Raw genomic sequence first — 25873 nt, forward strand, 5'->3', positions numbered from 1 at the left:
AGGCATTCGCCATCGCAAAATCTGGAAAGGGCTACATCGCAAAAGCGGCCTAATCAGAATATTATTTGGAGAAAATTTAATTTATTATTTGGATATATACACAGTTCATTGTGAGGAACGAAGCAATCTTTCCGCCATGTCCAAAGATTGCTTCGTCGTACCTCCTCGCAATGACGTAGGGAGTACCTCCTCGCAATGACGTGAATTTACCTACTTGCGATGACGGGGGGATCGGACCATAGCTGTTAAATAATCTTAAACCTTTCCACCACTCCTTCCATAAAGCGTTGGTTTTACTTAGTTTTATAATAACCGATCTTTATTAATTATAACTAGCCTTTATTATATAACACCATCCTTTATTATTTACACCCAACCAATATAATGAAACAGGAAAACAACAACCAACCACTTACGGAAGCCAAACATTCCCTGCGCATTCCAAATAATCCCATATTATTCTGGTTCCTATTCCTATTCATACTATCCTTTATCATCACTTACAACAATTCCACATTTCCATTCTTGCAATGGGTCAATAAAATATTCCTCCAACTATTTACCTGGTTGATGCGTTTTGACTGGATAAAATCCATATTCCATGATGCAGGAAATATAGAATTAATTGGGAGAGGATCGGGCGACCACCTCTATTTCTGGTTCATTATAGGATTCGTGTTTTTACTGAGTCTCCTAGGAGCGGTTATCTATTGGATAATCCCCAGAAAAAACAAATCAAACCAAGAGACAAGATTAGCCAAGGCAAATAGCCTATTACATACCATGATCCGATATTATGTGGGCCTTATGCTCATCAACTACGGACTGATCAAACTATTCAAAACCCAATTCCCCTTTCCAAATATCCTCACCCTGAACACAAAATTAGGTGACCTATCCCCTATGATACTTACCTGGGCATTCTTCGGATACTCCTACAGCTACAATATTTTTGTTGGGATCGTAGAGATCATGGCCATCCTCCTATTGTTCCGAAGAACGGCAACCTTAGGTGCATTGATCAGCTTTGCGGCTTCCGTAAATATCATGATGATCAACTACAGCTATGATGTCAGTGTGAAAATACTTTCCACGGCTTTGGTTCTACTCACCTTCTATCTCCTGCTGCCTCAATTGAAAAATTTCTACGAGTTTTTTGTTCTCCAAAAAAAATCGCAATTGAGCCCCAGTCCAAGCCTATTCACCTATATTAAAAGCAAAAAAATTAGAACAGCCTTACAAGTGTTCAAATACCTCCTTATTGTATGGACCATATCCATGAACATAAACACCATTATTAATACCAAAAAACATTACGGGAACATCTTTGATGAAAACAGCCCATTATATGGTTACTATCATATAAACAATGACCAAGCCGCCATACGGGAAAGCATGAACATGCCTAGCTATTGGGAAGCCTTCATCTTTATGAGCGATCAATATTTCATGATCAAATACGAGAATGGAAAATCAGAACAATATGAGAAAATACTGGACACCAAGGAACAGCTGCTCAAAATCATTTCTAAATCCGGTGAAAAGGGATTTGAATTCAAGTACAGCGTAGCACCCAATGGCGACCTCCTCCTATCTGAGCAATCAGGCAAATCCAAAGGAACGATTCGCCTGACCGTTATGCCTGCGGATAAAAGCACGCTGAAATCTCATCAGACCCAATGGATCAGAAAGCATTAATACTTGTGACCTCAATGGATCAGAAAGCATTAATACTTGTGACCTCAATGGATCAGAAAGCATTAATGCCGGTGATATCCTGACCGGTTATCAACAGGTGCACATCATGAGTCCCTTCATAGGTAATCACGGATTCCAGGTTCATCATATGCCGCATGATCGGGAAATCACCCACAATACCCATTGCGCCGAGGATCTGCCTGGCTTCGCGCGCCACCTGCAAGGCCATGTGTACATTGTTCCTTTTGGCCATGGAGATCTGCGCAGGCGTAGCCCGGTTTTCGGATTTCAACTGCCCCAATCGCCAGGATAGCAATTGCGCTTTGGTGATTTCTGTTGCCATTTCGGCCAGTTTCTTTTGTTGGAGTTGAAAAGAAGCAATGGGTTTTCCAAACTGCTCCCTTTCCTTTGCATAGCGAAGGGCCGTTTCATAACAGTCGACCGCAGCACCAATAGCGCCCCATGAAATACCATACCGAGCAGAATTCAGACAGGACAGCGGCCCCTTCATGCTGCTGACCTCCGGAAGGAGGTTCTCCTGTGGGATGAACACCTGATCAAAAACCAATTCTCCGGTCCGCGAAGCACGCAGAGACCATTTATGTAAAGTCTCCGGGGTACTGAATCCTTCCATTCCCCGCTCTACAATCACCCCGCGCACCTTCTGCTCCTCATCCCGAGCCCAGACAACCGCCAGATCGCAAACCGGCGAATTGGTGATCCACATCTTGGAACCCGAAAGTCTATAGCCATCGCCATCTTTTGTCAGTTTGGTTTCCATCCCCGCAGGATCGGAACCGTGGTTAGGTTCTGTCAGCCCAAAGGACCCGATCCATTCGCCTGTAGCCAATTTCGGCAGGTATTTCCTTTTCTGTTCTTCCGAACCGAAGGTATAGATGGGGAACATCACTAAAGAAGACTGTACGGAAGCAGCCGAACGGATGGCCGAATCGCCGAACTCCAATTCCTGCATGATCAGTCCATAGGAAATCTGATCAAGACCGGCACCGCCGTATTCTTCCGGGATAAAAGGCCCCAATGCTCCCAATGCACCTAACTTTTTCATTAAGTTAGGGACTTCTTGATGGTCTTGGGCGTATTGATCGATAACAGGTATGATTTCTGATTTCACAAATCCCCGTATACTATCGCGGATCAGCTGTTGCTCCGGACTGAGCAATTCGTGGAGAAGGTAGTAGTCCATATTGGTTTATATTTTAAGATCCTAAAGTAAGAAATATATTCCTTAGAAAATATGATGCAACAATAAATATTCAGATATGCCTATGAAATAACAAAATATATTCTTTATATTTATATAAATTTCGAATAATATAAACCATATTATGACATCAAAAGAATTAAAAGCGTTAGGCTTAGCCGATGAGAATTTAGGAACATCAACCGGAAGTAAGTGGTTTTCAAAGGGTGAAACCATTAGTTCCTACTCTCCTACCAACGGAAAATTGATTGGTAAAGTACAAAGCACAACAAAAAAAGAATACGATAAAGTAATACAGGAAGCGGAGAAAGCCAAACTGATCTGGCGTGATATCCCTGCGCCGAAGCGTGGGGAGATGGTTCGTCAATTGGGCGAAAAACTTCGCGAATTAAAACCGGTACTGGGCAAATTGGTATCCTACGAAATGGGAAAATCCTACCAGGAAGGTTTGGGTGAGGTTCAGGAGATGATCGACATCTGCGATTTTGCCGTTGGACTTTCCAGACAGCTTTATGGAAATACGATTCATTCTGAGCGACCAGGTCATCGGATGTACGACCAATACCATCCCTTGGGCATCGTAGGTATTATTTCTGCCTTCAACTTCCCGGTAGCGGTATGGTCTTGGAATGCGGCATTGGCCTTGGTCTGTGGCGATGTAATCGTATGGAAAGGAAGTGAAAAAACACCTTTATGCGCCTTGGCCTGCCAAAAGATCCTGGCAACTATCCTGAAGGAGAACAAAATGCCGGAAGGAATATCTTCCGTGATCACAGGAGGAGCTGAAGTAGGACAATGGCTTTCGGAAGACGAAAGAATCCCCTTGATTTCGGCTACAGGTTCCACCCGTATGGGTAAGATTGTTGCGACAACCGTAGCACAACGTCTGGGCAGATCGCTACTGGAATTGGGCGGGAACAATGCAATTATCGTTTCTCCGAGTGCCGATCTTAAAATGACCATCATTGGGGCGGTATTCGGTGCTGTTGGAACAGCGGGACAACGTTGTACGAGTACCCGCCGACTGATCATCCATGAAAGCATCTATGATAAGGTAAAGAAATCGCTGGTAGACGCCTACAAACAGATCAAGATCGGCGATCCATTGGATAGCAATAACCATATGGGGCCATTGATCGATACGGATGCCGTAGACATGTACCTATCTGCTGTGGAAAAAATCAAAGCGGAGGGCGGTAAATTGTTGACCAAGGCGGAGGTATTGAAAGGTAAGGGTTATGAAAGCGGCTGTTATGTGACGCCGGTGATTGCCGAGGTGGAGAACAATTATGAGATTGTGCAGCATGAGACCTTCGCTCCTATCCTATATCTGATTAAATATACCGGCGAAGTGGATCAGGCCATCGCCATCCAGAACGATGTAAAACAAGGTTTGTCTTCAGCCATCATGACCAATAGCCTTCGGGAAGCAGAAATGTTCCTGAGCCAGAACGGTTCTGACTGTGGGATAGCCAATGTGAATATTGGAACTTCCGGTGCGGAGATCGGCGGTGCCTTCGGTGGCGAGAAAGAAACAGGTGGTGGTCGCGAGTCCGGCTCCGATGCTTGGAAAGTTTACATGCGCAGACAAACCAACACCATTAATTATACAACCAATTTACCTTTAGCACAAGGTATCAAATTTGATTTATAAAATTGATTATGAGAGAAACACATCAACGATTAGCAAAGCATATTTTGGCCGATGGCCTACCAGTGGTCATCGATCTGGAAAAATCACACGGTTCCTATATTGTAGACGTGGATGGCAAAGAATACCTGGATATGTTCAGTATGTTTGCCTCATCGCCAGTGGGCTATAACCATCCCCATATTTTGGCGCATGCGGAACAATTAAAAGATGCATCCATCAATAAATTGGCCCTTTCGGATATCTACCCAAGGGAATATGCGGATTTTGTGGACACGTTCGAGCGCGTGGGGATCCCACAGGAATTGAGTTACTGTTTTTTTATTGACGGTGGCGGTTTGGCGGTGGAAAATGCCTTGAAGGCTGCATTCGACTGGAAGACGCGGTTGAATATGAGCAAGGGCATTGAAGTAGAAGCCAGTCAGGTTATCCATTTCAAACAGGCCTTCCATGGAAGAACGGGCTATACTCTTTCTCTGACGAATACAAAAGACCCTAGGAAATACATGTATTTCCCAAAATTTGATTGGCCAAGGATCAGTAATCCGAAGCTTTCTTTCCCATTGACGGAGGAATCAATCAATGAAACCATCGAATTGGAGAAAAAAGCCATCGAAGAAATTGAATCGGCGATCAAGAATAATCCGAATGATATAGCTTGTCTGATCTTGGAGCCAATCCAGGCGGAAGGTGGTGATAACCATTTCCGGAAAGAGTTCTTCCAGGAATTGCGCAGGATCTGTGATGAGCACGATATCATCCTGATTTTGGATGAGGTGCAGACAGGTATTGCGATGACCGGAAAGATGTGGTGTTACCAGCATTATGGGATTACGCCGGATGTGATCTCTTTTGGAAAGAAGACCCAGGTTTGTGGGATTTTAGCCAATCGGGAGAAATTTGATCGGGTTGAGCATCATGTATTTAAGGAGTCAAGCCGGATCAATTCTACCTTTGGCGGGAATTTAGTAGATATGGTGAGGTTTAGGTTGATCTTGGAGATTATTGAAAAAGAGAATCTGGTGGAGAAAGCGGCGACTTTAGGGGAGTATTTGCAGGGGAGGTTATCGGATTTGGCGGAGAAACATGAGGAGATCACGAATGTGAGGGGGAAAGGATTGTTATGTGCTTTTGACCTGCCATCGGTGGAGTTCCGGGATAAGTTTGTGGAAGAAGCGATGAAGGAGCAGATGTTGATTTTGGGTTGTGGGGAGGTGAGTATCCGTTTCAGACCGCATTTAACTGCTACGAAGGAGGATTTGGATAAGGCGTTGGAGATTGTGGATAGGATTGTGGCGAAGGTGGATATATCTTCTCAGGCATTGGTGTAGGAGCGTTTCAGAGGCCGACATTGCTGAGGCTTTCATTGCGCCTTACCGTCATTGCGAGGTACGAAGCAATCTTTAAGGTTGTCATCCTGAGCGTAGTCGAAGGATCTGTACGGTTGCATACGAACAGATGGTTCGACTACGCTCACCATGACATGGCGAAAGATTGCTTCGTCGTGCCTCCTCGCAATGACGGAAGACCTTTCCAATGACGTATTTTCCTGCCTCTTTTCATCCGTCCCTATAACCGTTTTTTTGTACCTTTGTAGATTATGTCGGATATTATTCAGTTGCTCCCCGATTCAGTGGCCAATCAGATTGCAGCAGGTGAGGTTGTACAACGTCCTGCCTCTGCAATTAAGGAATTGATGGAGAATGCGATAGATGCGGGAGCTGATCATATAAAACTTATTATTAAAGATGCCGGAAAGACCTTGATCCAAGTCATAGACAATGGCTGCGGAATGAGTGTTACGGATGCTCGATTATGTTTTGAAAGGCATGCCACTTCCAAGATCCGGAAAGCGGAGGATCTATTTGCGATCCGTACGATGGGTTTCCGTGGGGAAGCCATGGCCTCCATTGCCGCCATTGCCCACGTGGAACTTCGAACCAAACGTGTTGAGGATGAGTTGGGAACCGTCATTGAGATCGAAGGATCGGAAGTGATCCAACAATATCCCGACCAGGTCAGCAATGGTACCAGTATCCAGGTGAAAAACCTGTTCTACAATATTCCGGCTCGCCGGAATTTCCTCAAGAGCAATGCGGTGGAACTTCGGCACATCATTGATGAATTCCAACGAATTGCCTTAGCCCATCCCGGGATATTCTTTTCCTTCCACAACGAAGGAAACGAACTCTTCCATCTACCAAAAGAATCCTTAAAACAACGAATTGTACACCTCTTTGGAAACAATTATAACCAAAGACTTGTTCCTGTAGAAGAAACGACGAGCATCCTGAACATCAAGGGATTTATCGGGAAACCGGAGTTTGCGAAAAAGACCAGAGGAGAGCAATTTTTCTTTGTGAACAACCGTTTTATCAAAGATCCGTATTTGAACCATGCGGTGATGAATGCCTATGAAGAGATTCTTCCGGCAGACACCTACCCGCTGTATGTACTGTTCATTGACATCGACCCATCGAAGATCGATATCAACGTACATCCTACAAAAACAGAGATCAAATACGAGGATGACAAAGCGATCTATGCGATTTTACGTTCGGCCGTGAAACGGAGTTTGGGTAGGTTCAACATTGCACCATCGTTGGACTTTGAGCAGGAGACCGGATTTGACTCCCTGATCACGCCAAAGCCCTTGGAGGAAATCCAAGTGCCTACGATCAACTTCAATCCCAACTTCAATCCATTTGATGATGGGACGCCAAAGTCGAATCGTAGCTACAGTTATCCTGAACGATTGGAAAAAAAGAACAGTATTCCACAAAATTGGGATACTTTGTATCAGATTACAGAGACCGAGGAAGCAGAGCAATTGACCTTGCACCCTGCGGAGAGCAGTTCGGAGTCGGCGATCATACAACCATCCGACCAACCGAAGAAACAGTTCTTTCAAATACATAACCGATATATTGTATCGCAGATCCATTCGGGATTTATGCTGATCGACCAACAGGCTGCACATGAGCGAATCCTGTTTGAACAGTTCCAGCAACAATTGCAGCAGAACCAAGGGGTAAGTCAACAAAGCCTTTTTCCACAGACCATTGATCTGGCAGCAGCAGATTTCGCCTTGGTACAGGACATCCTACCGGAGATCACCGCTTTGGGATTCCAGTTAAGGCCATTTGGGAAGACAACCTATATCGTGGATGGCATCCCTGCAGATCTGGAAAAGATCAATGAGGGGCAGATCATCGAACGGCTGTTGGAGGATTTCAAAAACCAGAGCGACCTGAAATTGAGCAAAAGGGAAAAACTGGCCAAGAGTTTGGCCAAGAATGCCTCGATCAAGCAGGGCGCAAAATTGGACAATGAGGAAATGGCGGATCTGATCGACCGTTTATTTGCCTGCGAATCGCCGAACATATCCCTATCGGGGAAACCGGTTATTATTACGATCACATTACAAGAATTAGCCGAACGCTTTGGCAAAGGCCTATAATATAACTTTATGAATAATCTTTTTGGCAATCTACCCGTAGTAACAAAGAACCTACTGATCATCAATGTGCTGGTCTTCATAGCTTCGCAGCTGCTTCCATCCATGTATGGTCTGTTCGGAATCTTCTATCCCGATTCTCCAGCGTTTAAGGTATGGCAGATCATCACCTACATGTTTATGCACGGTGGCTTTGCGCATATATTCTTTAATATGTTCGCCTTGGTGATGTTCGGGGCCACTATCGAACGAGTTTTGGGTTCCAAAAGATTCCTGAACTTCTATTTAATCTGTGGATTGGGGGCATTGGTCCTACAATATGGGGTACAGGCCTATGAGGTATACCAGATAACGGGATCAATCCGGCCTTTGCATGAATTGAGTGAGGCTGCACTTTCCCAAGTTTCTGGCGAGAACCTCACTACGCTACAAAACATCTATTCTACTCCGATGGTAGGAGCATCCGGCGCAATTTACGGCTTGTTATTGGCTTTCGGATTCCTGTTCCCGAATGCTGAACTGATGTTGATATTTTTTCCAATCCCTGTGAAAGCGAAGTACTTCATTCCAGGATTGATTTTGATAGAAATATATTTAGGATTTTCACATGGAGGATCATCCATAGCGCATTTGGCCCATGTGGGTGGTGCTTTATTTGGATATATCCTTTTGAAAGCCTGGAACATCCGAAGACCGAATATGTATTAATATAACGATGAGAAAAGAGAATGGATTAAAGGAATTTTTTAGAACGACCTACAAGACGGGGTCGCCTATCCCCTATTTCATTTCCATTCAGGCGGCTATCTTTATCATTATCCACTTATGCGATCTTTTGGTAGAGATCAATGTGATCAATTATCCATTGTATGACAAGGCGGTCAGCAATTTGGGGCTTCCCATGGATTTCTCCCAATTTCTAAAACAACCCTGGTCATTAGTCACCTATCCATTCCTTTATACCGGATTATTCAATATTGTATTTGATTGTTTATGGCTCTATTGGATGGGTAATATCTTTATGAGCTTCTTGAACAAACGGCAGTTCTTGACCTTATACTTAAGTAGCTTCCTTGTAGGAGGATTATTACTCCTTGCGCTTGGACAGATCGACTTCTTAACCAAAGGCGCACAATCTTATCTATTTACCAGTTCTTTGGGTTTGGCCGCGCTGGTAGCGAGCTTAACGGTACTAGTCCCTAAAATGGAATTGAGGCTCTTTATCTTTGGTCGGGTCAAGTTCGTCACGCTGGCTGTTATCTTTCTGAGTTTAGAGTTCTTGTTCTACATTTTCGCGAATAGAGCTGGAGCGATCGTCTACCTGTTGAGCATTGCTTGGGGGGTATTGTTCATGAAGCAGCTGCAGGAAGGAAACGATTGGAGCAAGATCTTCAAACCTCGTCCAAAGAATAACCTACGCATCGTACATACCGAAACAAAAACGCTTACCTATAAAAGCTATAAGGCAGACCTTCCTAACCAGGATGTAATTGATGAAATTTTGGATAAAATTTCACAAAGTGGCTATGAAAGTCTATCTTCACGGGAAAAAGAAATCCTGTTTAAAGCAAGTAGAGAAGAGCAAGACTAATGTTGATCAATAAGAAGAATTTAGGTTTTTTCAGTAAAACCATTATGATTGCCAACCTGATCGCTATCGGGGCTCTCCTATTGTGTTATTCGGCATCCTTCATCAATCCGAAGTCTTTTTGGGCAATTGCCTTTCTCGGATTGGGTTATCTTCCTATCCTATTGATCAATATCGGCTTTGTAGGCTACTGGATCTTAAGAAAAGCCAAGTATTCCCTGTTTTCCTTGGTCGCCATTCTATTGGGCTGGAACCTGATGACCAAACATGTGGCCTTTAATTCCGTGGTTGAAAACAAACCAGATTCGGCCCTTCGGGTCATGACCTATAATGTACATATGCTTCAGCCTTTGGAGAAAACGGATGTTCCGGCCAAGGATCAATTCGTAGACATCATTCAGGAAGCCAATCCTGATGTGCTTTGTGTACAGGAATTCAGCAGTACCATCCGGGGGAAAAAGAAATTCACGGAAACCGTACAGAAAAAGAACAACTTTGAGAACTTCTATTTTGCGCCATCGGAACAAAATGATTACAGCGCCTATGGACAGGCAATTTTCTCCAAATATCCGATCATCAATTCCGGATTGATCAAGAAGAATGAATATGGCATTAACCGGGTGATCTATGTGGATATCGTGAAGAACCTGGATACCATCCGCGTCTATAACGTTCACTTGCGGTCTTTCGGGCTTCAGAGCGAGGATAAGGAATTTATTCAAAATCCGAGCAGCACTGGCAATGAGGAGCAGAAGACGAAACAGGTTGGACGGAAGTTGAAATGGGCTTTCGAACAGCGGAGCAATCAGGCGGAATCCTTAGCTGAACATATGCAGGAAACGCATTACCCTAAGATCGTGATGGGCGATTTCAATGATACCCCGATGTCCTACAGTGTGAATCTGATCGGCAAGAACATGAAGAATGCCTTTCAGGAAAAAGGGAATGGCTGGGGCGTGACCCATTTTGAAATGCTACCTATCTTACAGATCGATTATATTTTTGCGGATAAGCGCTTTTCGGTAAGCAATTACCAGGTCCTGAAAAAGAAATTATCGGACCATTATCCGGTATTTGCAGACCTCAGCCTACAACAGATCAATTAATAAATATTGTGATTAGTTAATTTGGTTGAGTGCCAACTCGATAAAGTTATCGTATCTATTCTTCACTTTAAAATACGCTTCCCGACCAAAATAATACCTTCCCAATAGGGCTTCGATATCACTTTGGATCAGATCGTGGAGATCGTTCTGTTTGGCCGTAGACAAACGCAGTCCTTTCTGTGCTAAGAAACGAATGAAACTATTATATTCCGTGGCAGGCAGGGTATATCCTTGTAGAAAATTTTCAATGGAATAGGCCGGCAGTTTTCTTGTGAAGCGGCTGTAAACAAACTGCTCAATCAGGGAGGATTTGACCAGCTCCTGGTACAATAAGCTTACTTCATTGGAATCGACAGGGACTTTGATATCCGGCATGATCCCACCGCCACTGTACAGTTTCTTACCCAAGCCCGTTTGATATGGCTTAGCATGGGCATAAGTGGTATCTAAGGACCATAGGCCATGGTACATGGACGGATAATCCTTCATGTTGGACCAGTTTGGGGAATACTTGCGTTGTATACTTCTTCCAAGAGGGGTATAATACCGGGCGATACTGAGATTAATGGTCGAACCATCGGAGAAATCAAAAAGTTCCTGAACGGTTGCTTTTCCGAAGGTCCTTCTACCGATCAGAATACCGCGATCCCAATCCTGTACAGCGCCAGCGACGACTTCTGAAGCAGAAGCGGTGCGCTCATTTACCAACACGACCAATTTACCCTGGGCGTAAGTTCCATTGGCTTCCGATAGAAAATCTCGCCTTGCTTCATGTGCACCTTCGGTAAAAACCACCAGACGTTGATCGGCAAAGAATTCACTGGCCAATTTGATGGCGATGTGAAAATAACCACCCCCATTGTCCCTTAGATCCAGGATCAGGTTCTTCGCTCCTTGTTTTTTAAGTTCTACAATCGCTTCCTTGAATTCATCAGCGGTTTTCAACCCGAACCTTCGAATGCGGATAAAACCAACCGTAGGTTGCAACATATAAGCCACATCCAGGGAACTCACATTGATCTGATCTCTTACGGCCTTTAATGGCAACGGTAATTGCACAGAATCCCGCTCTACATGCATCTCCACCACCGAGCCTCGCTTCCCGCGCATCAGTTTTTCAACCTCTTCCTTGGAAATGGTGTTTCCGGAGATCTTCCGTTCACCGATCTTGAGGATCTTATCCCCGATTTTAAAGCCACCTTTATCAGCAGGACCATTGGTGATCAATCCCACGACGATCAGGGTATCGTTGAGGTTGAAATATTCCATCCCAATCCCTTCAAAAGTACCCTCAAGTACTTCGGTCTGGGTCCTGGATTCCACAGGCAATAAAAAAGCAGAATAAGGATCTAAGTGGGAAATAATATGGTTAATGGCACCATTCTGGACGGAATCCATGTTGATGCTATCCACATAGCGGCTGGAAATTAGGTCGACAACTTGTTGGATTTTATAGGAATTATCAGACAGACCAATGGGCACCAAGGAACCTCCGGTATTGAATCCCTGTTGGTCAGAATAGTTCTGACCGAGGATTAATCCCAGCAAGAGGGTTGCCGCATAGGTTGCTGCTACGAAAATATTCCTTTTTCTTCCTTTATGCATTGTTGATTTGGTGGGCAAAAATACTGAATAACAAATTGTTTAAAAGAATTTTAAAACAAATATTTACTAACAATTCCCAGTCCAAAATAAGCTGTAACCAATTATAATTCCGCAATTTTCAATATTTTTACATTGATATGCATGAATTGGAACCGTATTACCACTGGCGCGACGATTATATAGCCTCAGAAGACGAAAGAAGCCCTTTTTTTGGCACGATTTACAATGAATTCGAATTTGATAAAAAAGTGTATAACTTTTTGCTTCATCCCCAATGGGATCATTTTGGATCATTGACGCTGTACCTGAAGGTGCTGTATGTTGACTATGATCGCGGGTATACCATCATCGAGTTTATCGGTGAGTGGAATGATGCCATCTATAACGACATCATGATCCTGAAAAGGGAGCTTATCGACCTGATGATCGATGAAGGGATCAATAAATTTATTTTGGTCGGGGAGAACGTACTGAACTTTCACGCTTCTGATGATTCCTATTATGAGGAGTGGTTTCAGGATGTGGAGGATGGATGGATCGTGGGTCTGAACTTCCGGGAGCATGTGATCAAGGAGTTTCAGGACAACCAGATCGATTATTACATCAACTTTGGCGAATACCTGAACAATTTTCCTTGGCGAACCCTCAAACCAAAACAATTGTTCCACCATATTGAGGAACATATTCAACGTCGGTTGAATTAATTTTGCTTAAATTTGCCTTTATAAAAACATTTGTAATTATGTCATTCAGAATAGAAAAAGACACCATGGGTGAGGTGCAAGTACCAGCAGATAAATACTGGGGAGCCCAAACCGAAAGATCTCGTAACAACTTCAAAATTGGACCGGCAGCATCTATGCCGAAAGAAATCGTGGATGGATTTGCTTATTTGAAAAAAGCAGCAGCATATGCCAACCATGAATTAGGTGTATTACCTGTTGAGAAGCGTGACGCTATCGCAGCCGTATGTGATGAAATCCTTGCCGGAAAATTGGACGATCAATTTCCGTTGGTGATTTGGCAGACAGGATCAGGCACGCAATCGAACATGAATGTGAATGAGGTTGTCGCTAACCGCGCCCAAGTATTGGCTGGTGGTAAGATTGGCGAAGGTGAGCCTGTTCTTAAAGCAAATGATGATGTAAATAAATCGCAATCTTCCAACGATACGTTCCCTACCGGGATGCATATTGCAGCTTACAAAGCCGTGGTTGATATTACCATCCCTGGTGTAGAAAAGCTACGCGATACCTTGAAAAGGAAATCTGAAGAGTTTATGAACGTGGTGAAGATCGGTCGTACGCACTTGATGGATGCCACTCCGTTAACCTTAGGACAGGAATTATCGGGTTATGTAGCGCAATTGAACTATGGTTTGAAAGCGTTGAAAAACACCCTAGCGCATTTAGGTGAGCTTGCTTTAGGTGGAACTGCCGTAGGTACTGGATTGAACACGCCTAAAGGATATGATGTGTTGGTAGCGAAATATATCGCCGAATTCACAGGTCTACCTTTTGTTACTGCAGAGAATAAATTTGAGGCTTTGGCAGCACACGATGCTATTGTGGAATCACATGGTGCTTTGAAGCAATTGGCGGTTGCCTTGAATAAAATTGCCAATGATATCCGTATGATGGCTTCTGGTCCTCGTTCAGGCATCGGAGAGATCTTGATTCCGGAAAATGAGCCAGGATCTTCGATCATGCCAGGAAAAGTAAACCCTACGCAATGTGAAGCATTGACGATGGTTGCCGCACAGGTTATGGGTAATGATGTAGCGATCACGATCGGTGGTACGCAGGGTCATTACGAACTGAACGTGTTCAAACCTGTCATGGCAGCGAATTTCCTACAATCTGCTCGTTTGATCGGTGATGCATGTGTATCTTTTGAGGAGCACTGTGCGATCGGTATTGAGCCGAATTATGCGCGTATCAAAGAGTTGGTTGATAATTCCTTGATGTTGGTGACTGCCTTGAATACGAAAATTGGCTATTACAAAGCGGCTGAGATTGCGCAGACAGCACATAAGAACAATTCTACCTTGAAAGAAACTGCTATTTCGCTAGGTTATGTGACTGCTGAGGAATTTGATGAATGGGTGAAACCAGAAGAAATGGTAGGAAGCTTAAAATAAGTTAGTGGTTAAAAATAAAAATACATATTCTTTAAGAAAAGTATACCTGTCCTTGATGGGTATACTTTTTCTATTGGGGAGCTGTACGCGACATTCTGATATGCAGGATGAGGGGGCAGAATTTTTCCAAGGGGTTTGGGTGCAGGATAGCGTCAGTAATTCCTCGGAAACCCTGAACTACAACCTGCATGAATTTAAGGTAACCTGTGATTCTATCTATGCGACCATTAAGGTGAATAATAAGATCAAAACGATCCCTGATAGTTGTTATGGGGATGGAAATTGGAAGGAATATGCCAAAGCGGTATATGTGGTGCGTGGGGATAGTATCATTGTGGAAGGGGTGTATACCAAGGAAAATGGCAAACAGAAGATTTCCGGATGTTATAAAAATGGGCCATATGTGCCTAGGTTCAAGATCGCTTATTCGAGTAAGGATAGTGTGGTGTTGGAGAATAGATTTGAAGCACGTGCTATCGTGCTGAAGAAGGTTGCAGATATTTCTTGTGTGCCGAAGAAGAGATGGGAGATGTAGGTTTTAGATGATAGATGATAGATGTTAGACGATAGACCTTTTTCCGTCATTGCAAGGAGGTACGACGAAGCAATCTTTCCGTCGCTGTCATGGTGAGCGTAGTCGAACCATCTGTTCGTATACAACCGTACAGATCCTTCGACTACGCTCAGGATGACAAAGACTAAACTCACCATGACAAAGACTACGCTCACCATGACAAAGACTATACTCAGGATGACAGACTAAAGATTGCTTCGTTCCTCGCAATGACGCGAAAAACCTTGCAATGACGCGAAAAACCTCGCAATGAAAAAAAGTTTCGACGACACGAAAGGTCTAACGTCTAATATCTATCATCTAATATCTATTATCTATCATCTACAATCTTAGTTTATCAACTTCGTTTCATCCGATGATTTCAATATATGGTTTTTGAGTTCTGTTTCGGCTTGTAATAGCTCTTGTTCAGCGACCTTACGTTTTTCACGGCCATCTTTTTGGATACGCAATACCTCTTCGATCGTCGTAATGATATCCGTATTGGCTTTTTTGATGGTATCCATATCAATAATACCCCTTTCGGTTTCCTTCGCTACATTGATGGTAGCTTCCTTCAGCATTTCCGAATTCCTCTTCAATAACTCATTGGTAGCATCTGTTACTGCTCGTTGAGCTTCCAAAGCGCTTTGCGCATGGGCAATCCCTAAGGTCAAGACCATCTGGTTTTTCCATAGCGGTAGGGTATTCACAATACTCGATTGGATCTTTTCCATCAAGGAACTGCTGTTGCTCTGGATCATACGGATCTGCGGAGCGGTTTGAAGAACAACCATTCTGGTCAGTTTCAGATCATGCACCTTACGCTCAAAACGCACAACATGTTGCTCCAGATCTTTGTATTCCTGGATCTTGTGCTGATCGCCTGTGGCTTCAGCTTCTGATTTCAATGCCGGTAAGGTATGGTTGATCACTTCATCCAACTTCTCCTCCCCTGCTTTGATATGCAAGGAAAGGTCCTTGAAATATTGTTGGTTCTGTACAAAAAGCTTGTCAAAGATGTTGACATCCTTCGCCAGGTTTTTATAATGCCCTTCCAATTTCAATTCAATATTGTGGATATTGGTCTCTACCGATGAATATTCCGTACGCATGCGGCCAATCTTTTTCTTGATGTTATCAAAGAAAGGCAACAAGGGTTTTTTATTCATTTTTTCGTCGAATCCTCTGATCTCCGAACGCAGATTGACTAGAATATCCTCTGCACCACCCAAGTCTTTTGTGCGCACCTGTTTCAGAATCTCATTCGAGAAATTGCTCACATTACTTTGGGTTCCCACGCCGAACTGAATAATATCCGTAGTCGATTTCAGGTTGATCTTATCTTTATATTGTTGGATCAGGGCCTTTTCTTCCTCCGTGAAGTTCACTTGGATTTCCGCAGGTTTATTCTTCTCCTGATCATCATTTAAATGTGTCAAATCTAGATTTGCCATAATTTCTTAATCTTTTAAAAGGTTTCTACTTTTTAATGTCTGTAAATACACGTCGCTCTCTGCGGAAACATCCAACAATCCCATCTTGAACTGATTGGTCACTTCCTGTTCGATGGCCACCGCAGCCTGACGTATCACCGCTTCCAACTTCTGCTTGGACTCGGATGTGATGGTATTATTCAAGCGTGCATTCTCCAACTCATCATACTGCATCAATACGTTCACCACCGTGGAGTGTCGCACCAAGAATTTCTCTGCCTCCCGTTTGTCTTTCTTTTCCAATAATTGGAACAGACGGAGGATATTGTCGATATCTTTTTGGATATTTCTATTTTCGATTTCCTTGCGCCAGTGAAGTAAGCGCTCCACAAATAACTGCGGGGTATCGATGCTAGGTGCCGCTATTTCCAATCGCTTTTGGGAATCTATGCTGGAGATCCAATACAGATCCCTTACTTCTCCCAATTCCAACCGTTGTAGGTAAGGTTTGGCCTGGTTCAATAACAGCCCATTACCTACCACATAGGTAAGTACCGATCCTCCCAATGTAAGGAACATCGCCTGACTCAACGCACCAAAGAAATAAAAAAAGGAAACCATGAGCGCCAGCTCCACAGCCAGAAGAACCCAGGAAGTGATGTACCAAGAACGTACCTTCGCACGTCTTGCCTGATTCATCATCACTAAAGGGGTAATGTGTATAGGAAAAGGAAGAAACATAACGACGGATAATACAGTCCATACCATTTGTCTAATCTCCCAAGTCCTACTTTTTTTCGTTGCCCAACCCATTCTCTAAATTTAATTATTTTTATAAAAATACACCAATTCTTATTCCATTCGTACATAAGAAAGTAAAAACTAGGTAATTGTACGCTTTTTGACTGCCATTACGTCATTTTTATCGGTGAAAACACCCCCTCTTCGTCTTGGATTTTCAAAATTTGTATGGTGACTTCGTAAGTTGTGGCCCTTTCCCATCGTGCAACCAACCAAGAAATGAAGCTGAGATTAAAAAGATCGCTGTTTTCTTCCAATGCTAATAAAGCGTAGACTTTATGTTGGAAAGATTCTTTATGGACAACACTTGGATGGGTAAAGAAGTTTTCCAAAAGGGAGACATAGTCTAGGACCTTTTCTTCTTTCGTTTGTAAAAGGTAATTGCGATAGCGTCTTCGGAAGCTTTTTATTCGCGCACTGGCCAAATCCGTCTCTTCAAATTCTCCATAAACCAGGATCTCCAACAGACTCTTTCGGATACTCCACAACATCCCCATTTTCTTTTCCAACCAGGCATCCGAATGATGGAAACGGAGGAGACCTGCCCGCGCTTGCCGATCGTGATGTTGGGTCTGGAACATGACCAAACAGATCTGCAGATCATAAGCATCTTCCATTTTTACGTTTTTACCAACTTTTTTCAGGGCATGGCCGAGTGTCTCTAAGGCTTGGGTTGGATGACCTGAAAAATGGAGGTTTAAAGCATATAACAATTGCTGCCGGTAATAGAACTGATTCCAATAATCGGGATGGTCGGATAGTATGCTGGAAATTTGGTCCAAAATTGCTGTGCTTTTTGCATAGTTTCGGTTCCTGAAGTTGAAATTGGCCAAGTAATACAGGATGTAGATTTTGTAATACATATGGATGGAGGATTCCTCCTTTTTGCGTTCTATGAATTGATAACTGCGGCTTACATATTTTTCCACCAATTTAAAGTTCTGATTGATGGCAGCATATTCATTGGCCAAGTACAGGACCTGGTAGAGCGATTTATAATTCATGAAATCCAGCATGGAAATCTTGTATTTCTGGATAGTTTCGGCAATAAACTGGGTCAGATCGATTACTTTTCCTTTGAGCTGTATGTCTATCAGTTCCTTTCGGAGTTGTGCATAGGCCAACTTCATCTTGGCTTCCCGTTGAATCTGGGTCTGGTTCCAAATAAATCCCTTGGATAATTCTTCGAGATCGATGGTTTCGTTCAGGTGTGCAAACTGCAGTTTCAGCAACAGGATTTCCTGTAGCAGGTTATACTCCTCATTTTCGGTGGCAATCCGTTCCGCTTTATCCAAGGAACGGAAACCTAACTTGGTTAAATTATTCTCCAGCAAATAGCGGCCAACCACCAAATAGCGCAATAACTCATATACAGCCTGATTACCTCTTTCGAATGTCTTTTGGGAAATAAATAAGAGCAGGCTATCATGTAATCTTTTCCGCAAAGCATGGTAAGAATCACGATTTTTCAGCTTTCCATACAATTTATTTATTGCATTTATATCATCAGTTTGTATCAACTCGAACAAGCGGATATTCTTCACATCTTGCCTCTTGTTTTTATGTTTTAAATAGGCTTTGAAATCAACTTTATCTTTGTCGTTCAAGAGGTTAATCAAATCCGATAATACATCCATAGTCCAACATTTTAAGCCTAAATATAGTTAAAATAACAATTTATATCGTCAGTATTTTACGAAATGTAGCTTTAAAATTTTGGATATAGACCCCAAATTTGTCTCAGTATTAATCAAAAAACTAAAAAAAATGGAACCGCTAAATCACAACACAGAAGAAAACAATCCCATCAAGAATGATGGAATAAGAAATCCATTCAAACCTACTGCCGCTTTTATAGGGGCCTCATGGATGGCTTTATTGGTCGGATCGATAAGTTATTGCATTGGATTATGGAATGCCGATATGGAGTTGAACGAAAAGGGATATTACTTTACGATCCTCCTGTTCGGATTATTTGCAGTAATCTCCGTGCAGAAATCGGTACGCGATAGGGCCGAAGGTTTGGAAGTAACCGAATTGTATTATGGCATCAGTTGGTTTGCAACGATTGCCGCCATCGTTCTCCTGATTGTAGGATTGTGGAACGCAGACCTTTTCCTGAGTGAAAAGGGTTTTTATGGCATGTCCTTTATGCTCAGCATATTTGCAGCCATAGCCGTTCAAAAAAACACCCGCGACGCGAAATTGTTTAAGGACAAAGATAATTAACTTAGCGGTTACCTTGGGGCATCTGCAGCGCAGGGCCCTGAGGTTTTTTGCTAATTTTCTATTCGCATAATCTTACAACAAAGATATAATGGAACGTAAGGATATACATATCATCGCCCGAAACAGCGATATCACGCAGGAGAGCATCCAAAAGGCATTACAAGAAAAGGTTTTTCAGCCCAAAAACCATTGGGATGATTTTTTCCGGATCTCGATGATGGTCCTTGGAATAGGCTTTTTCGTCATCGGGCTGATTTTCTTTTTCGCCTATAATTGGCAGGACCTGCACAAATTCGCAAAAATTGGAATCATTGAGGGTTTGATCATTTTGTTGATCATTGCCTACTTCAGGCTAAGGTTAGAACCACTTTTCAAGCAAATCATCTTATCGGGCAGTGCCTTATTGGTCGGGGCCCTGTTTGCTGTATTTGGGCAGGTCTATCAAACAGGCGCCAATGCCTATGATTTCTTTTTGGCATGGACCTTATTCATTGCCCTTTGGACTTTCGTTTCCAAATTTCCACCATTATGGATCATCTTCATCGCTTTGATCAACATCAGTTTTATCTTATATGTGGTACAGGTGGCCAACCATTGGTCCTGGCTTTACACCTATGGGGTATTAACCTTATTCAATGGCATGGTCTGTATGATCGCCATTCTCCTTAATTTGACCGGAAAATGGGAAAAGATTCCTGCTTATTTCATTCAACTCACTGGATTAGCGAGTATAGCGATGGCCACCATCGGTATCTGTTTGGGGATCTATAAATCGTATGATCCTAATTTCTATATACTATTGGGCTTAACCGCGTACTTGTATGGGTTTGGAATATATCATGGGGTCAAGCACTATAACCTCTTTTTTCTCACGACCATTCCTTTTAGTTTGATCATCATGATTTCTGCCAGCCTATTGAAGGCTTCGGAAACGGAAGAAATGGTCTTTGTGATCGGCCTATTCATTATTGTTTCCGTAACGTTATTGGTTAGGGCACTCCTATCCTTTCAAAGAAAACACCGCTATGCAAAATAAAGATCTCCTACAGGATAAATTGGATTATTTCCAATCCTTACAAGCTAAAGAAATAATTTTTAACAGCGAGCATTTGGCCCAAGCCTATGAAGATCAACGTCATGATCAATCCCTTGCGATCAAGATCTTCTCCGTATTGGGGGCGGTATTTGCCTGCGGCACATTTACAGCCTTTTTGTTCATGATCAATTTTTTCCAGACCGCGTTTGGATTTATTGGAACAGGCATCGTTTTTCTTATTTCCGCATTTGTCATTGACAAAGTTGGCAAGCGCATCTTCCTGGACAGCATCAGCTTATGTTTGTTTTTATTAGGGATTGGATTGATTGCTTTTGGATTTGACCGGTTGGATGTACATGCTACCCTCGCTGCATTTTATCTTTTTTTGATTTCCCTTGGTAGTATCGTCATTTCCCGTGGTTATATCATCAATTTTTCTGCAACCTTATTGGCGATCTGGTTTGGTTTTGCCCTATTTATGGATGCGGAAGATCAGGAATGGTTTTATGTACTGACTGGAATCTTGGGACTACTCGCCACTTATTTCTTATGGAATGAGTCGAAGCTGATTAGTTTTTCTAAAGGGATGGCACATCGCTATCTGCCTATTCGAACCGCAGTTACCCTTGCTTTTTTGGTCGCACTGTATCCCGTATCTAGATTTACTTCGTTAGATTATACAAGCGCATATCGAATTATCCTTTCCCTGGTCTTTATTGGGCTCATCCTCTATATCCTATCTGGAATTTTTCGTCGTATGGGTTATGGGTCCAAGAAACAGCGACTTGGCATCCTGTTGGTATTGTTGTTTTGTTTAGCAGGCACCGTAATCTTCCCCGGTATTTCAGGAGCGCTATTGATCAGTTTGATCTGTTTTCATATCCATTATAAAACTGGTTTTGTTGCTGGAATGATTGCTTTTCTTTATTACCTGGGACAATATTATTATGATCTGGAGTTTACTTTACTGTTTAAATCCTTACTCATGATGGGGTCTGGAATCCTGTTCCTTGCCCTATTTTTTATCACCCGTAAAAAATTGGAGAACCATGAAAAACTATAAATACATCCTCATCCTATTAAACTTGGCAGCATTGCTCATCTATTTTAATTTATCGGTCTTCAAGAAGGAAAAGATCTTGGAAGAAGGGCAATTGGTTCTTTTGAAATTGGCTCCTGTAGATCCTCGCTCGTTAATGCAAGGCGATTATATGCGTTTGAATTATGAGATCAGCAATAAGGGATGGAACATGAATATTCCTAAAAGGGGCTACTGTATTGTCAAGTTGGACAAGGATGGAATTGGCCATTGGGAAAGGTTTCAGCCGGAAGTTTTACCCTTGGAAAAAGGGGAATACGCTTTGAATTATACGATAGGTAATTTTTCCAATATCAATATCGGTGCAGAATCATTTTTCTTTGAGGAAGGCCAAGCAGAACGGTATGAAAAAGCAGCATATGGGGGATTGCGTATAGATGGAAAAGGGAACAGTTTATTGGTCGGGCTGTATGATACCGACAGAAAAGAGCTGTAAAAAAACCAATAAATTGGTATTTATCATTTCTTTATTGGCATTCGTCACAAAAATTTAGGGAAGCGTAAAGGGCATATTATACTTGCATAAGTAATTCAACGAATTTAAATCGAAGCTTATGTTATTTTACTTTTTAACCAATCTGCTTTTCTCGCAGCTACAGGAAACTCCACAGATTAGCCAATGGCTGGAAGTTATTTGGACTGGATACCTGAATGGTCCTTGGATCTTAAATGTACAAAACAAACATTTTTAGTATTTTTAAACGACAAATGACCATGGAATCAGCAACAACAATCAACCAGAAGCAGGCTTTCATCAGAAAACTAATCACCGAAATCTTTTTGGTGGTCGGGTTATCATTCCTGATATCCCTTTATATGTTTACCCAGAGCAGGGATTTCGGGGTTTTATCCATGTATATTCCCTATGCTTATTTTCTCTATGCGATAAACACCTACTACCTGTTAAAGATGTACCATCATGGGAAAATCAATAAAACGGAATATGGATTACTGGCTTTCTTTACCGCCATAGCTGGAATGGCACCGTTTATCCTGTTCATCATCCAAGTGAATGGTAGGTATTCGCAGCGGATGATCCCCGTTGGATTAGTGGTGGCCCTTATTGTTATCCCCCTAAGTATGTATGTTTATTTTAGGACCAAGGCCAATAAACAACAGATCGCTTCCCTACAGAAGGATCTAGGTAAAACAACCGCTGAGATGAAACTGATGCAATCGCAGATCAACCCGCATTTCCTGTTCAATGTCATGAATTCGATCTATGGAATAGCGATGCAGGAAAACGCCGATAAAACCGCCAATAGCATACAGCGATTGAGCCAGATGATGCGCTTTATGCTGTTTGAAAACCAACAGGATTACATTCTTTTATCCCGGGACCTTGACTACCTAAGGGAATATGTGGCCATACAGAGCCTACGCGTGGAGAATGTGCCGAACATCAAGATCGAATCGGAAATTGCAGATCCGGTAGAAAACTTCTACATCAATCCGATGCTGTTGATCCCTTTTGTAGAGAATGCTTTCAAACATGGCATCAGTATGGAAAAGGAATCCTGGATCAAGATCAATGCGGATATTGTTGATCGGCAGTTAAAGTTTTCGGTGTACAATAGTATCCATCAATTGGAGGGTACCGATCTGGAAAGATCGAAATCAGGCATAGGTCTGGACAATGTCCAAGCGCGCTTGCAGGTATTTTATCCGGGAAAACATTTATTGGTTATCGAACAGAATCAACAGGAATTCTTTGTATTCCTGACCGTGGATCTGTTGGAAGGACAACCCGATTCTGTAGTAGACATCAACAACGAATATCATGGAAGTAATTAAAGCTATTGCCCTGGATGATGAGCCTATTGCGCTGGATATTGTAAAGCGTTTTGCTGCAAAAGTTCCCTATTTGGCTTTACAACGAACTTTTCTGAATGCTAGGGATGCGGAAGCCTATCTACAGCAGCATGAGGATATCCATTTGTTGTTTCTTGATGTACATATGCCCGACATCAATGGCATTGACCTGTTCAAAAAGCTGGATCCAAAACCATTGGTTATTTTTTCCACAGCCTATCCGAATTATGCTTTGGCGGGCTTTGAGCTGGAGGCCTTGGATTACCTGTTGAAACCTTATTCGTTCGAACGTTTTGAAAAGGCTTGCCAGCGGGCGAAGGAGATGCTGGAGTTAAAAGGTGTTCTGGATACCGAACAGATTTTATATGTTAAAGATGGGTACCAACTGGTACGGGTGAACCTGGATGAAGTCGGCTATGTGGAAGCCGTTGGCAATTATATCCGGTTCCATTTAGCGGACCAAGAGGTATTAGCGAGAATGACCATTAAGGATTTTTTGATTGAAAAAGGCACGCATGACTTTATGCAGGTCCATCGTTCTTTTGTGGTCAATAAAAAACATCTGGATAAAATAGCCCGACAAAGTCTTTGGGTATTCGAAAATGAACTCCCTATTGGTGTAAGTTATGCGAAGTCCATCAAAGACGAATTTCAAGTCTAGATCTCCCCGTTCTTCAGCTTTTCTTTTTGGGATTTTGGGAGTGCGTTGAAGATCAGGTCATAGCTATGATCGATCATTTTATAGAGCTCCTCGTCGTTTAATTGCCTATTGGCATATACGGTATTCCAATGTTTCTTGTTCATGTGATATCCTGGAATCACACTGTGCTCATATTTCTCCCTTAATTCCACGGCATATTCCGGATCACATTTCACATTGAACCGCAGCTCATCGATCTGATCCAATCCAACCAATAAATAGACTTTCCCTGCCAATTTGAACAGCAGATGTTCGGGTCCGAAAGGGGTATCTTCTTGGGTATTTGGCTTTGCCAGACAATAATCCCGTAGTTCTTCGATGTTCATAGGTCTTCTTTCCCTTAAAAGTAGTAATATTTCATTTATTTTATGGAAATGCATATCTTAAAACATCATAATTATGAAACGTTTAACACATGGACGAGAAGGAATTATTACAGTATTATAAGCAGACAGGTAATTTAGATACCCTTGGTAAGCTTTATGCGCCTTACATGTCCTTGTTGTATGGTGTGTGCTATAAGTACCTGGAAGATGCGGATCAGAGCCAGGATGCGGTGATGCAGATTTTTGATGAGCTGATCGATAAGCTTCGGATCTATGAGGTGGACAATTTCAAGAGTTGGCTGTATGTATATGCGCGTAATTATTGTTTGATGCAATTGCGCAGGTCGAAACAGGTCACGAAACTGGATATTGAGGATAACCTGTATGAAGCCGAACTGAAGATGAGCCGTGCGGAGGAGAAGAAATGGGGCGAGCAGGATTTTGATAAATTGGAATCCTGTATGCGCACATTGAATCGGGAGCAGGAAGCTTGCATCAGGATGTTTTATTTGGAACAGAAGTGTTATAAGGATATCGCGGATGAAACGGGTTATGATATGGCTAAGGTGAAGAGCTATATACAGAACGGAAGGCGGAATCTTAAAATATGTATGGAGAAGAAGTAATGGAAAATAATTATCAATTATCGAGGATCCATAATTATGTGATGGGTCTGATGAGTAAGGAGGAGATGTATGAGATGGAGCGAGAAGCTTTGGAAGATCCCTTCTTACAGGACGCTATTGATGGGTATAGGAAGCAACAAGGGGTTGATGCGCAGCGTTTGAGTTTATTGCAGCAAAGGCTGGCGAAGAAACTGGAGGCAAAGGCTGCGGATAAGAAAAGACGTTTTTATAGTTGGCACCGATTGACGATTGGATTGGCTGCTGGGGTATTGTTCATGGCGGCTTGTTCGTTGGTGTTGTTTAGGTATTTGAACAGGGTTGGGAGTAATACGACGGAGACGGAAGTGATATTGATGGAAGAGGAATTGAGGGTGAGTACGAATGTTGGGGATGGTATTGGTGGGAAAGATGTTGATGGTAGGGCTGTTGATAGGAAGGGTGTTGATGCAGTTCCGGAGCAAGGCTGGGGGGAATTTAATGAGGAATTAAATTCGGAGTTGCGGGGTGTAGAGGAAAAAGGAAGTTTGAGATTGAGGTTTGAAGTGGAAGGTGGCAGAGCGGTGAAGGTGGAAGTTTTGAGTTCGGATAATAAGAGTTTGGATAAGGTGGTTATAGGTTTTTTGGATAAGGTGAGCTGGAAAGGAAAGAATGGGGAAGTAAGTATTGAGGTGAGGTAGGTAATGAGGTAGCCGCATCATTGCGAGGTGTACCGTCATTGCGAGGAACGAAGCAATCTTTATCCTGTCATCCTGAGGGTAGTCGAAGGATCTGTACGATAGTATACGAAC

At 42.6% G+C, this 25873-nt stretch carries 24 protein-coding genes; 18 read left to right on the plus strand and 6 right to left on the minus strand.

The genetic code is table 11. From position 1 onward, the window contains the following. The first annotated feature begins 384 nt into the window (after nucleotides 1–384). Nucleotides 385–1698 carry a hypothetical protein gene (locus VJ786_RS03495; protein WP_336557242.1) on the plus strand — a complete coding sequence of 438 codons (1314 nt, stop codon included), beginning with the start codon at nucleotides 385–387 and terminating at the stop codon, nucleotides 1696–1698. 52 nt (nucleotides 1699–1750) lie between these two features. Here VJ786_RS03495 and VJ786_RS03500 read toward each other — a convergent pair whose 3' ends face one another. Continuing rightward, nucleotides 1751–2902: an acyl-CoA dehydrogenase family protein gene (locus VJ786_RS03500; RefSeq protein WP_336557243.1), complete on the minus strand. Its 1152-nt coding sequence runs from the start codon at nucleotides 2900–2902 to the stop codon at nucleotides 1751–1753. Between the two features lie 142 nt (nucleotides 2903–3044). Between VJ786_RS03500 and amaB the strand changes: the two genes are divergently transcribed. The 6 genes from amaB to VJ786_RS03530 all read left to right on the plus strand — a co-directional run bounded on the left by amaB (nucleotide 3045) and on the right by VJ786_RS03530 (nucleotide 10722). Then, on the plus strand, nucleotides 3045–4574 hold the full coding sequence (gene amaB / locus VJ786_RS03505; protein ID WP_336557244.1) for an L-piperidine-6-carboxylate dehydrogenase: 1530 nt from the start codon (nucleotides 3045–3047) through the stop codon (nucleotides 4572–4574). Between the two features lie 8 nt (nucleotides 4575–4582). Beyond that, a complete protein-coding gene (gene lat / locus VJ786_RS03510; RefSeq protein ID WP_336557245.1) occupies nucleotides 4583–5902 on the plus strand; it encodes an L-lysine 6-transaminase in 1320 nt (439 codons plus the stop codon). Between the two features lie 269 nt (nucleotides 5903–6171). Further along, the gene (mutL, locus tag VJ786_RS03515; protein ID WP_336557246.1) at nucleotides 6172–8031 is read left to right on the plus strand and encodes a DNA mismatch repair endonuclease MutL; all 1860 of its coding nucleotides are present in this window, start codon (nucleotides 6172–6174) and stop codon (nucleotides 8029–8031) included. 9 nt (nucleotides 8032–8040) lie between these two features. Further along, nucleotides 8041–8736: a rhomboid family intramembrane serine protease gene (locus tag VJ786_RS03520; RefSeq protein ID WP_134777958.1), complete on the plus strand. Its 696-nt coding sequence runs from the start codon at nucleotides 8041–8043 to the stop codon at nucleotides 8734–8736. A 7-nt stretch (nucleotides 8737–8743) separates the two neighbouring features. Then, on the plus strand, nucleotides 8744–9619 hold the full coding sequence (locus tag VJ786_RS03525; protein ID WP_336557247.1) for a rhomboid family intramembrane serine protease: 876 nt from the start codon (nucleotides 8744–8746) through the stop codon (nucleotides 9617–9619). Further along, the gene (locus VJ786_RS03530; protein ID WP_336557248.1) at nucleotides 9619–10722 is read left to right on the plus strand and encodes an endonuclease/exonuclease/phosphatase family protein; all 1104 of its coding nucleotides are present in this window, start codon (nucleotides 9619–9621) and stop codon (nucleotides 10720–10722) included. The genes VJ786_RS03525 and VJ786_RS03530 overlap by 1 nt, the downstream gene beginning before the upstream one ends. Nucleotides 10723–10734: 12 nt before the next feature. Here the strand turns inward: VJ786_RS03530 and VJ786_RS03535 are convergent, their stop codons facing one another. Further along, nucleotides 10735–12327 carry a S41 family peptidase gene (locus VJ786_RS03535; protein ID WP_336557249.1) on the minus strand — a complete coding sequence of 531 codons (1593 nt, stop codon included), beginning with the start codon at nucleotides 12325–12327 and terminating at the stop codon, nucleotides 10735–10737. 137 nt (nucleotides 12328–12464) lie between these two features. On the opposite strand from VJ786_RS03535, the gene VJ786_RS03540 reads away from it, so the two are divergent. The 3 genes from VJ786_RS03540 to VJ786_RS03550 are packed head-to-tail and all read left to right on the plus strand — an operon-like array spanning nucleotide 12465 to nucleotide 15002. Further along, nucleotides 12465–13031 carry a hypothetical protein gene (locus VJ786_RS03540; RefSeq protein WP_134777962.1) on the plus strand — a complete coding sequence of 189 codons (567 nt, stop codon included), beginning with the start codon at nucleotides 12465–12467 and terminating at the stop codon, nucleotides 13029–13031. 38 nt (nucleotides 13032–13069) lie between these two features. After that, nucleotides 13070–14467 carry a class II fumarate hydratase gene (fumC, locus tag VJ786_RS03545; RefSeq protein ID WP_099367126.1) on the plus strand — a complete coding sequence of 466 codons (1398 nt, stop codon included), beginning with the start codon at nucleotides 13070–13072 and terminating at the stop codon, nucleotides 14465–14467. 55 nt (nucleotides 14468–14522) lie between these two features. Further along, entirely contained in the window at nucleotides 14523–15002 is a 480-nt protein-coding gene (locus tag VJ786_RS03550) for a fumarate hydratase (RefSeq protein WP_336557251.1), read from the plus strand. A gap of 368 nt (nucleotides 15003–15370) precedes the next feature. Here the strand turns inward: VJ786_RS03550 and VJ786_RS03555 are convergent, their stop codons facing one another. The 3 genes from VJ786_RS03555 to VJ786_RS03565 all read right to left on the minus strand — a co-directional run bounded on the left by VJ786_RS03555 (nucleotide 15371) and on the right by VJ786_RS03565 (nucleotide 18894). Further along, the gene (locus VJ786_RS03555) at nucleotides 15371–16477 is read right to left on the minus strand and encodes a toxic anion resistance protein (protein ID WP_099367128.1); all 1107 of its coding nucleotides are present in this window, start codon (nucleotides 16475–16477) and stop codon (nucleotides 15371–15373) included. A 6-nt stretch (nucleotides 16478–16483) separates the two neighbouring features. Then, nucleotides 16484–17158 (minus strand): hypothetical protein, encoded by a 675-nt coding sequence (locus VJ786_RS03560; RefSeq protein ID WP_144038150.1) that lies wholly within the window; start codon nucleotides 17156–17158, stop codon nucleotides 16484–16486. Between the two features lie 209 nt (nucleotides 17159–17367). Next, complete coding sequence (locus VJ786_RS03565) at nucleotides 17368–18894, minus strand: hypothetical protein (protein ID WP_336557252.1); 1527 nt, start codon at nucleotides 18892–18894, stop codon at nucleotides 17368–17370. 130 nt (nucleotides 18895–19024) lie between these two features. On the opposite strand from VJ786_RS03565, the gene yiaA reads away from it, so the two are divergent. The 6 genes from yiaA (at nucleotide 19025) to VJ786_RS03595 (ending at nucleotide 24094) form a co-directional block, all read left to right on the plus strand. After that, nucleotides 19025–19486, plus strand: coding sequence for an inner membrane protein YiaA (gene yiaA / locus VJ786_RS03570; RefSeq protein ID WP_336557253.1), 462 nt, complete (start codon nucleotides 19025–19027; stop codon nucleotides 19484–19486). 88 nt (nucleotides 19487–19574) lie between these two features. Next, complete coding sequence (locus VJ786_RS03575) at nucleotides 19575–20522, plus strand: DUF2157 domain-containing protein (RefSeq protein WP_336557254.1); 948 nt, start codon at nucleotides 19575–19577, stop codon at nucleotides 20520–20522. Further along, on the plus strand, nucleotides 20512–21585 hold the full coding sequence (locus tag VJ786_RS03580; RefSeq protein ID WP_336557255.1) for a DUF4401 domain-containing protein: 1074 nt from the start codon (nucleotides 20512–20514) through the stop codon (nucleotides 21583–21585). The genes VJ786_RS03575 and VJ786_RS03580 overlap by 11 nt, the downstream gene beginning before the upstream one ends. After that, complete coding sequence (locus VJ786_RS03585; protein WP_336557256.1) at nucleotides 21572–22057, plus strand: GDYXXLXY domain-containing protein; 486 nt, start codon at nucleotides 21572–21574, stop codon at nucleotides 22055–22057. The genes VJ786_RS03580 and VJ786_RS03585 overlap by 14 nt, the downstream gene beginning before the upstream one ends. A gap of 278 nt (nucleotides 22058–22335) precedes the next feature. Beyond that, on the plus strand, nucleotides 22336–23415 hold the full coding sequence (locus tag VJ786_RS03590; protein WP_336557257.1) for a sensor histidine kinase: 1080 nt from the start codon (nucleotides 22336–22338) through the stop codon (nucleotides 23413–23415). After that, nucleotides 23402–24094, plus strand: a complete 693-nt coding sequence (locus tag VJ786_RS03595) for a LytR/AlgR family response regulator transcription factor (protein WP_336557258.1) — start codon at nucleotides 23402–23404, stop codon at nucleotides 24092–24094. Before VJ786_RS03590 ends, VJ786_RS03595 begins: the two co-directional genes overlap by 14 nt. Here VJ786_RS03595 and VJ786_RS03600 read toward each other — a convergent pair. Further along, nucleotides 24091–24459, minus strand: a complete 369-nt coding sequence (locus tag VJ786_RS03600) for an MmcQ/YjbR family DNA-binding protein (RefSeq protein ID WP_099367137.1) — start codon at nucleotides 24457–24459, stop codon at nucleotides 24091–24093. The two genes, VJ786_RS03595 and VJ786_RS03600, sit on opposite strands and share 4 nt — an antisense overlap. Nucleotides 24460–24548: 89 nt before the next feature. Here VJ786_RS03600 and VJ786_RS03605 point away from each other — a divergent pair, with 89 nt between their 5' ends. After that, complete coding sequence (locus VJ786_RS03605) at nucleotides 24549–25085, plus strand: RNA polymerase sigma factor (RefSeq protein ID WP_336557259.1); 537 nt, start codon at nucleotides 24549–24551, stop codon at nucleotides 25083–25085. Further along, entirely contained in the window at nucleotides 25067–25762 is a 696-nt protein-coding gene (locus tag VJ786_RS03610) for a hypothetical protein (RefSeq protein WP_336557260.1), read from the plus strand. Before VJ786_RS03605 ends, VJ786_RS03610 begins: the two co-directional genes overlap by 19 nt. The last annotated feature ends 111 nt before the right edge of the window (nucleotides 25763–25873 follow it).

It is taken from the genome of Sphingobacterium tenebrionis, from assembly GCF_037126265.1.
In the GTDB taxonomy this organism is placed as follows: domain Bacteria; phylum Bacteroidota; class Bacteroidia; order Sphingobacteriales; family Sphingobacteriaceae; genus Sphingobacterium; species Sphingobacterium tenebrionis.

Coding starts and splice junctions, on each gene's coding strand:
- VJ786_RS03495 (WP_336557242.1), top strand. CDS start 385: ATGAAACAGGAAAACAACAACCAACCACTTACGGAAGCCAAACATTCC.
- VJ786_RS03500 (WP_336557243.1), bottom strand. CDS start 2,902: ATGGACTACTACCTTCTCCACGAATTGCTCAGTCCGGAGCAACAGCTG.
- amaB (WP_336557244.1), top strand. CDS start 3,045: ATGACATCAAAAGAATTAAAAGCGTTAGGCTTAGCCGATGAGAATTTA.
- lat (WP_336557245.1), top strand. CDS start 4,583: ATGAGAGAAACACATCAACGATTAGCAAAGCATATTTTGGCCGATGGC.
- mutL (WP_336557246.1), top strand. CDS start 6,172: ATGTCGGATATTATTCAGTTGCTCCCCGATTCAGTGGCCAATCAGATT.
- VJ786_RS03520 (WP_134777958.1), top strand. CDS start 8,041: ATGAATAATCTTTTTGGCAATCTACCCGTAGTAACAAAGAACCTACTG.
- VJ786_RS03525 (WP_336557247.1), top strand. CDS start 8,744: ATGAGAAAAGAGAATGGATTAAAGGAATTTTTTAGAACGACCTACAAG.
- VJ786_RS03530 (WP_336557248.1), top strand. CDS start 9,619: ATGTTGATCAATAAGAAGAATTTAGGTTTTTTCAGTAAAACCATTATG.
- VJ786_RS03535 (WP_336557249.1), bottom strand. CDS start 12,327: ATGCATAAAGGAAGAAAAAGGAATATTTTCGTAGCAGCAACCTATGCG.
- VJ786_RS03540 (WP_134777962.1), top strand. CDS start 12,465: ATGCATGAATTGGAACCGTATTACCACTGGCGCGACGATTATATAGCC.
- fumC (WP_099367126.1), top strand. CDS start 13,070: ATGTCATTCAGAATAGAAAAAGACACCATGGGTGAGGTGCAAGTACCA.
- VJ786_RS03550 (WP_336557251.1), top strand. CDS start 14,523: ATGGGTATACTTTTTCTATTGGGGAGCTGTACGCGACATTCTGATATG.
- VJ786_RS03555 (WP_099367128.1), bottom strand. CDS start 16,477: ATGGCAAATCTAGATTTGACACATTTAAATGATGATCAGGAGAAGAAT.
- VJ786_RS03560 (WP_144038150.1), bottom strand. CDS start 17,158: ATGATGAATCAGGCAAGACGTGCGAAGGTACGTTCTTGGTACATCACT.
- VJ786_RS03565 (WP_336557252.1), bottom strand. CDS start 18,894: ATGGATGTATTATCGGATTTGATTAACCTCTTGAACGACAAAGATAAA.
- yiaA (WP_336557253.1), top strand. CDS start 19,025: ATGGAACCGCTAAATCACAACACAGAAGAAAACAATCCCATCAAGAAT.
- VJ786_RS03575 (WP_336557254.1), top strand. CDS start 19,575: ATGGAACGTAAGGATATACATATCATCGCCCGAAACAGCGATATCACG.
- VJ786_RS03580 (WP_336557255.1), top strand. CDS start 20,512: ATGCAAAATAAAGATCTCCTACAGGATAAATTGGATTATTTCCAATCC.
- VJ786_RS03585 (WP_336557256.1), top strand. CDS start 21,572: ATGAAAAACTATAAATACATCCTCATCCTATTAAACTTGGCAGCATTG.
- VJ786_RS03590 (WP_336557257.1), top strand. CDS start 22,336: ATGGAATCAGCAACAACAATCAACCAGAAGCAGGCTTTCATCAGAAAA.
- VJ786_RS03595 (WP_336557258.1), top strand. CDS start 23,402: ATGGAAGTAATTAAAGCTATTGCCCTGGATGATGAGCCTATTGCGCTG.
- VJ786_RS03600 (WP_099367137.1), bottom strand. CDS start 24,459: ATGAACATCGAAGAACTACGGGATTATTGTCTGGCAAAGCCAAATACC.
- VJ786_RS03605 (WP_336557259.1), top strand. CDS start 24,549: ATGGACGAGAAGGAATTATTACAGTATTATAAGCAGACAGGTAATTTA.
- VJ786_RS03610 (WP_336557260.1), top strand. CDS start 25,067: ATGTATGGAGAAGAAGTAATGGAAAATAATTATCAATTATCGAGGATC.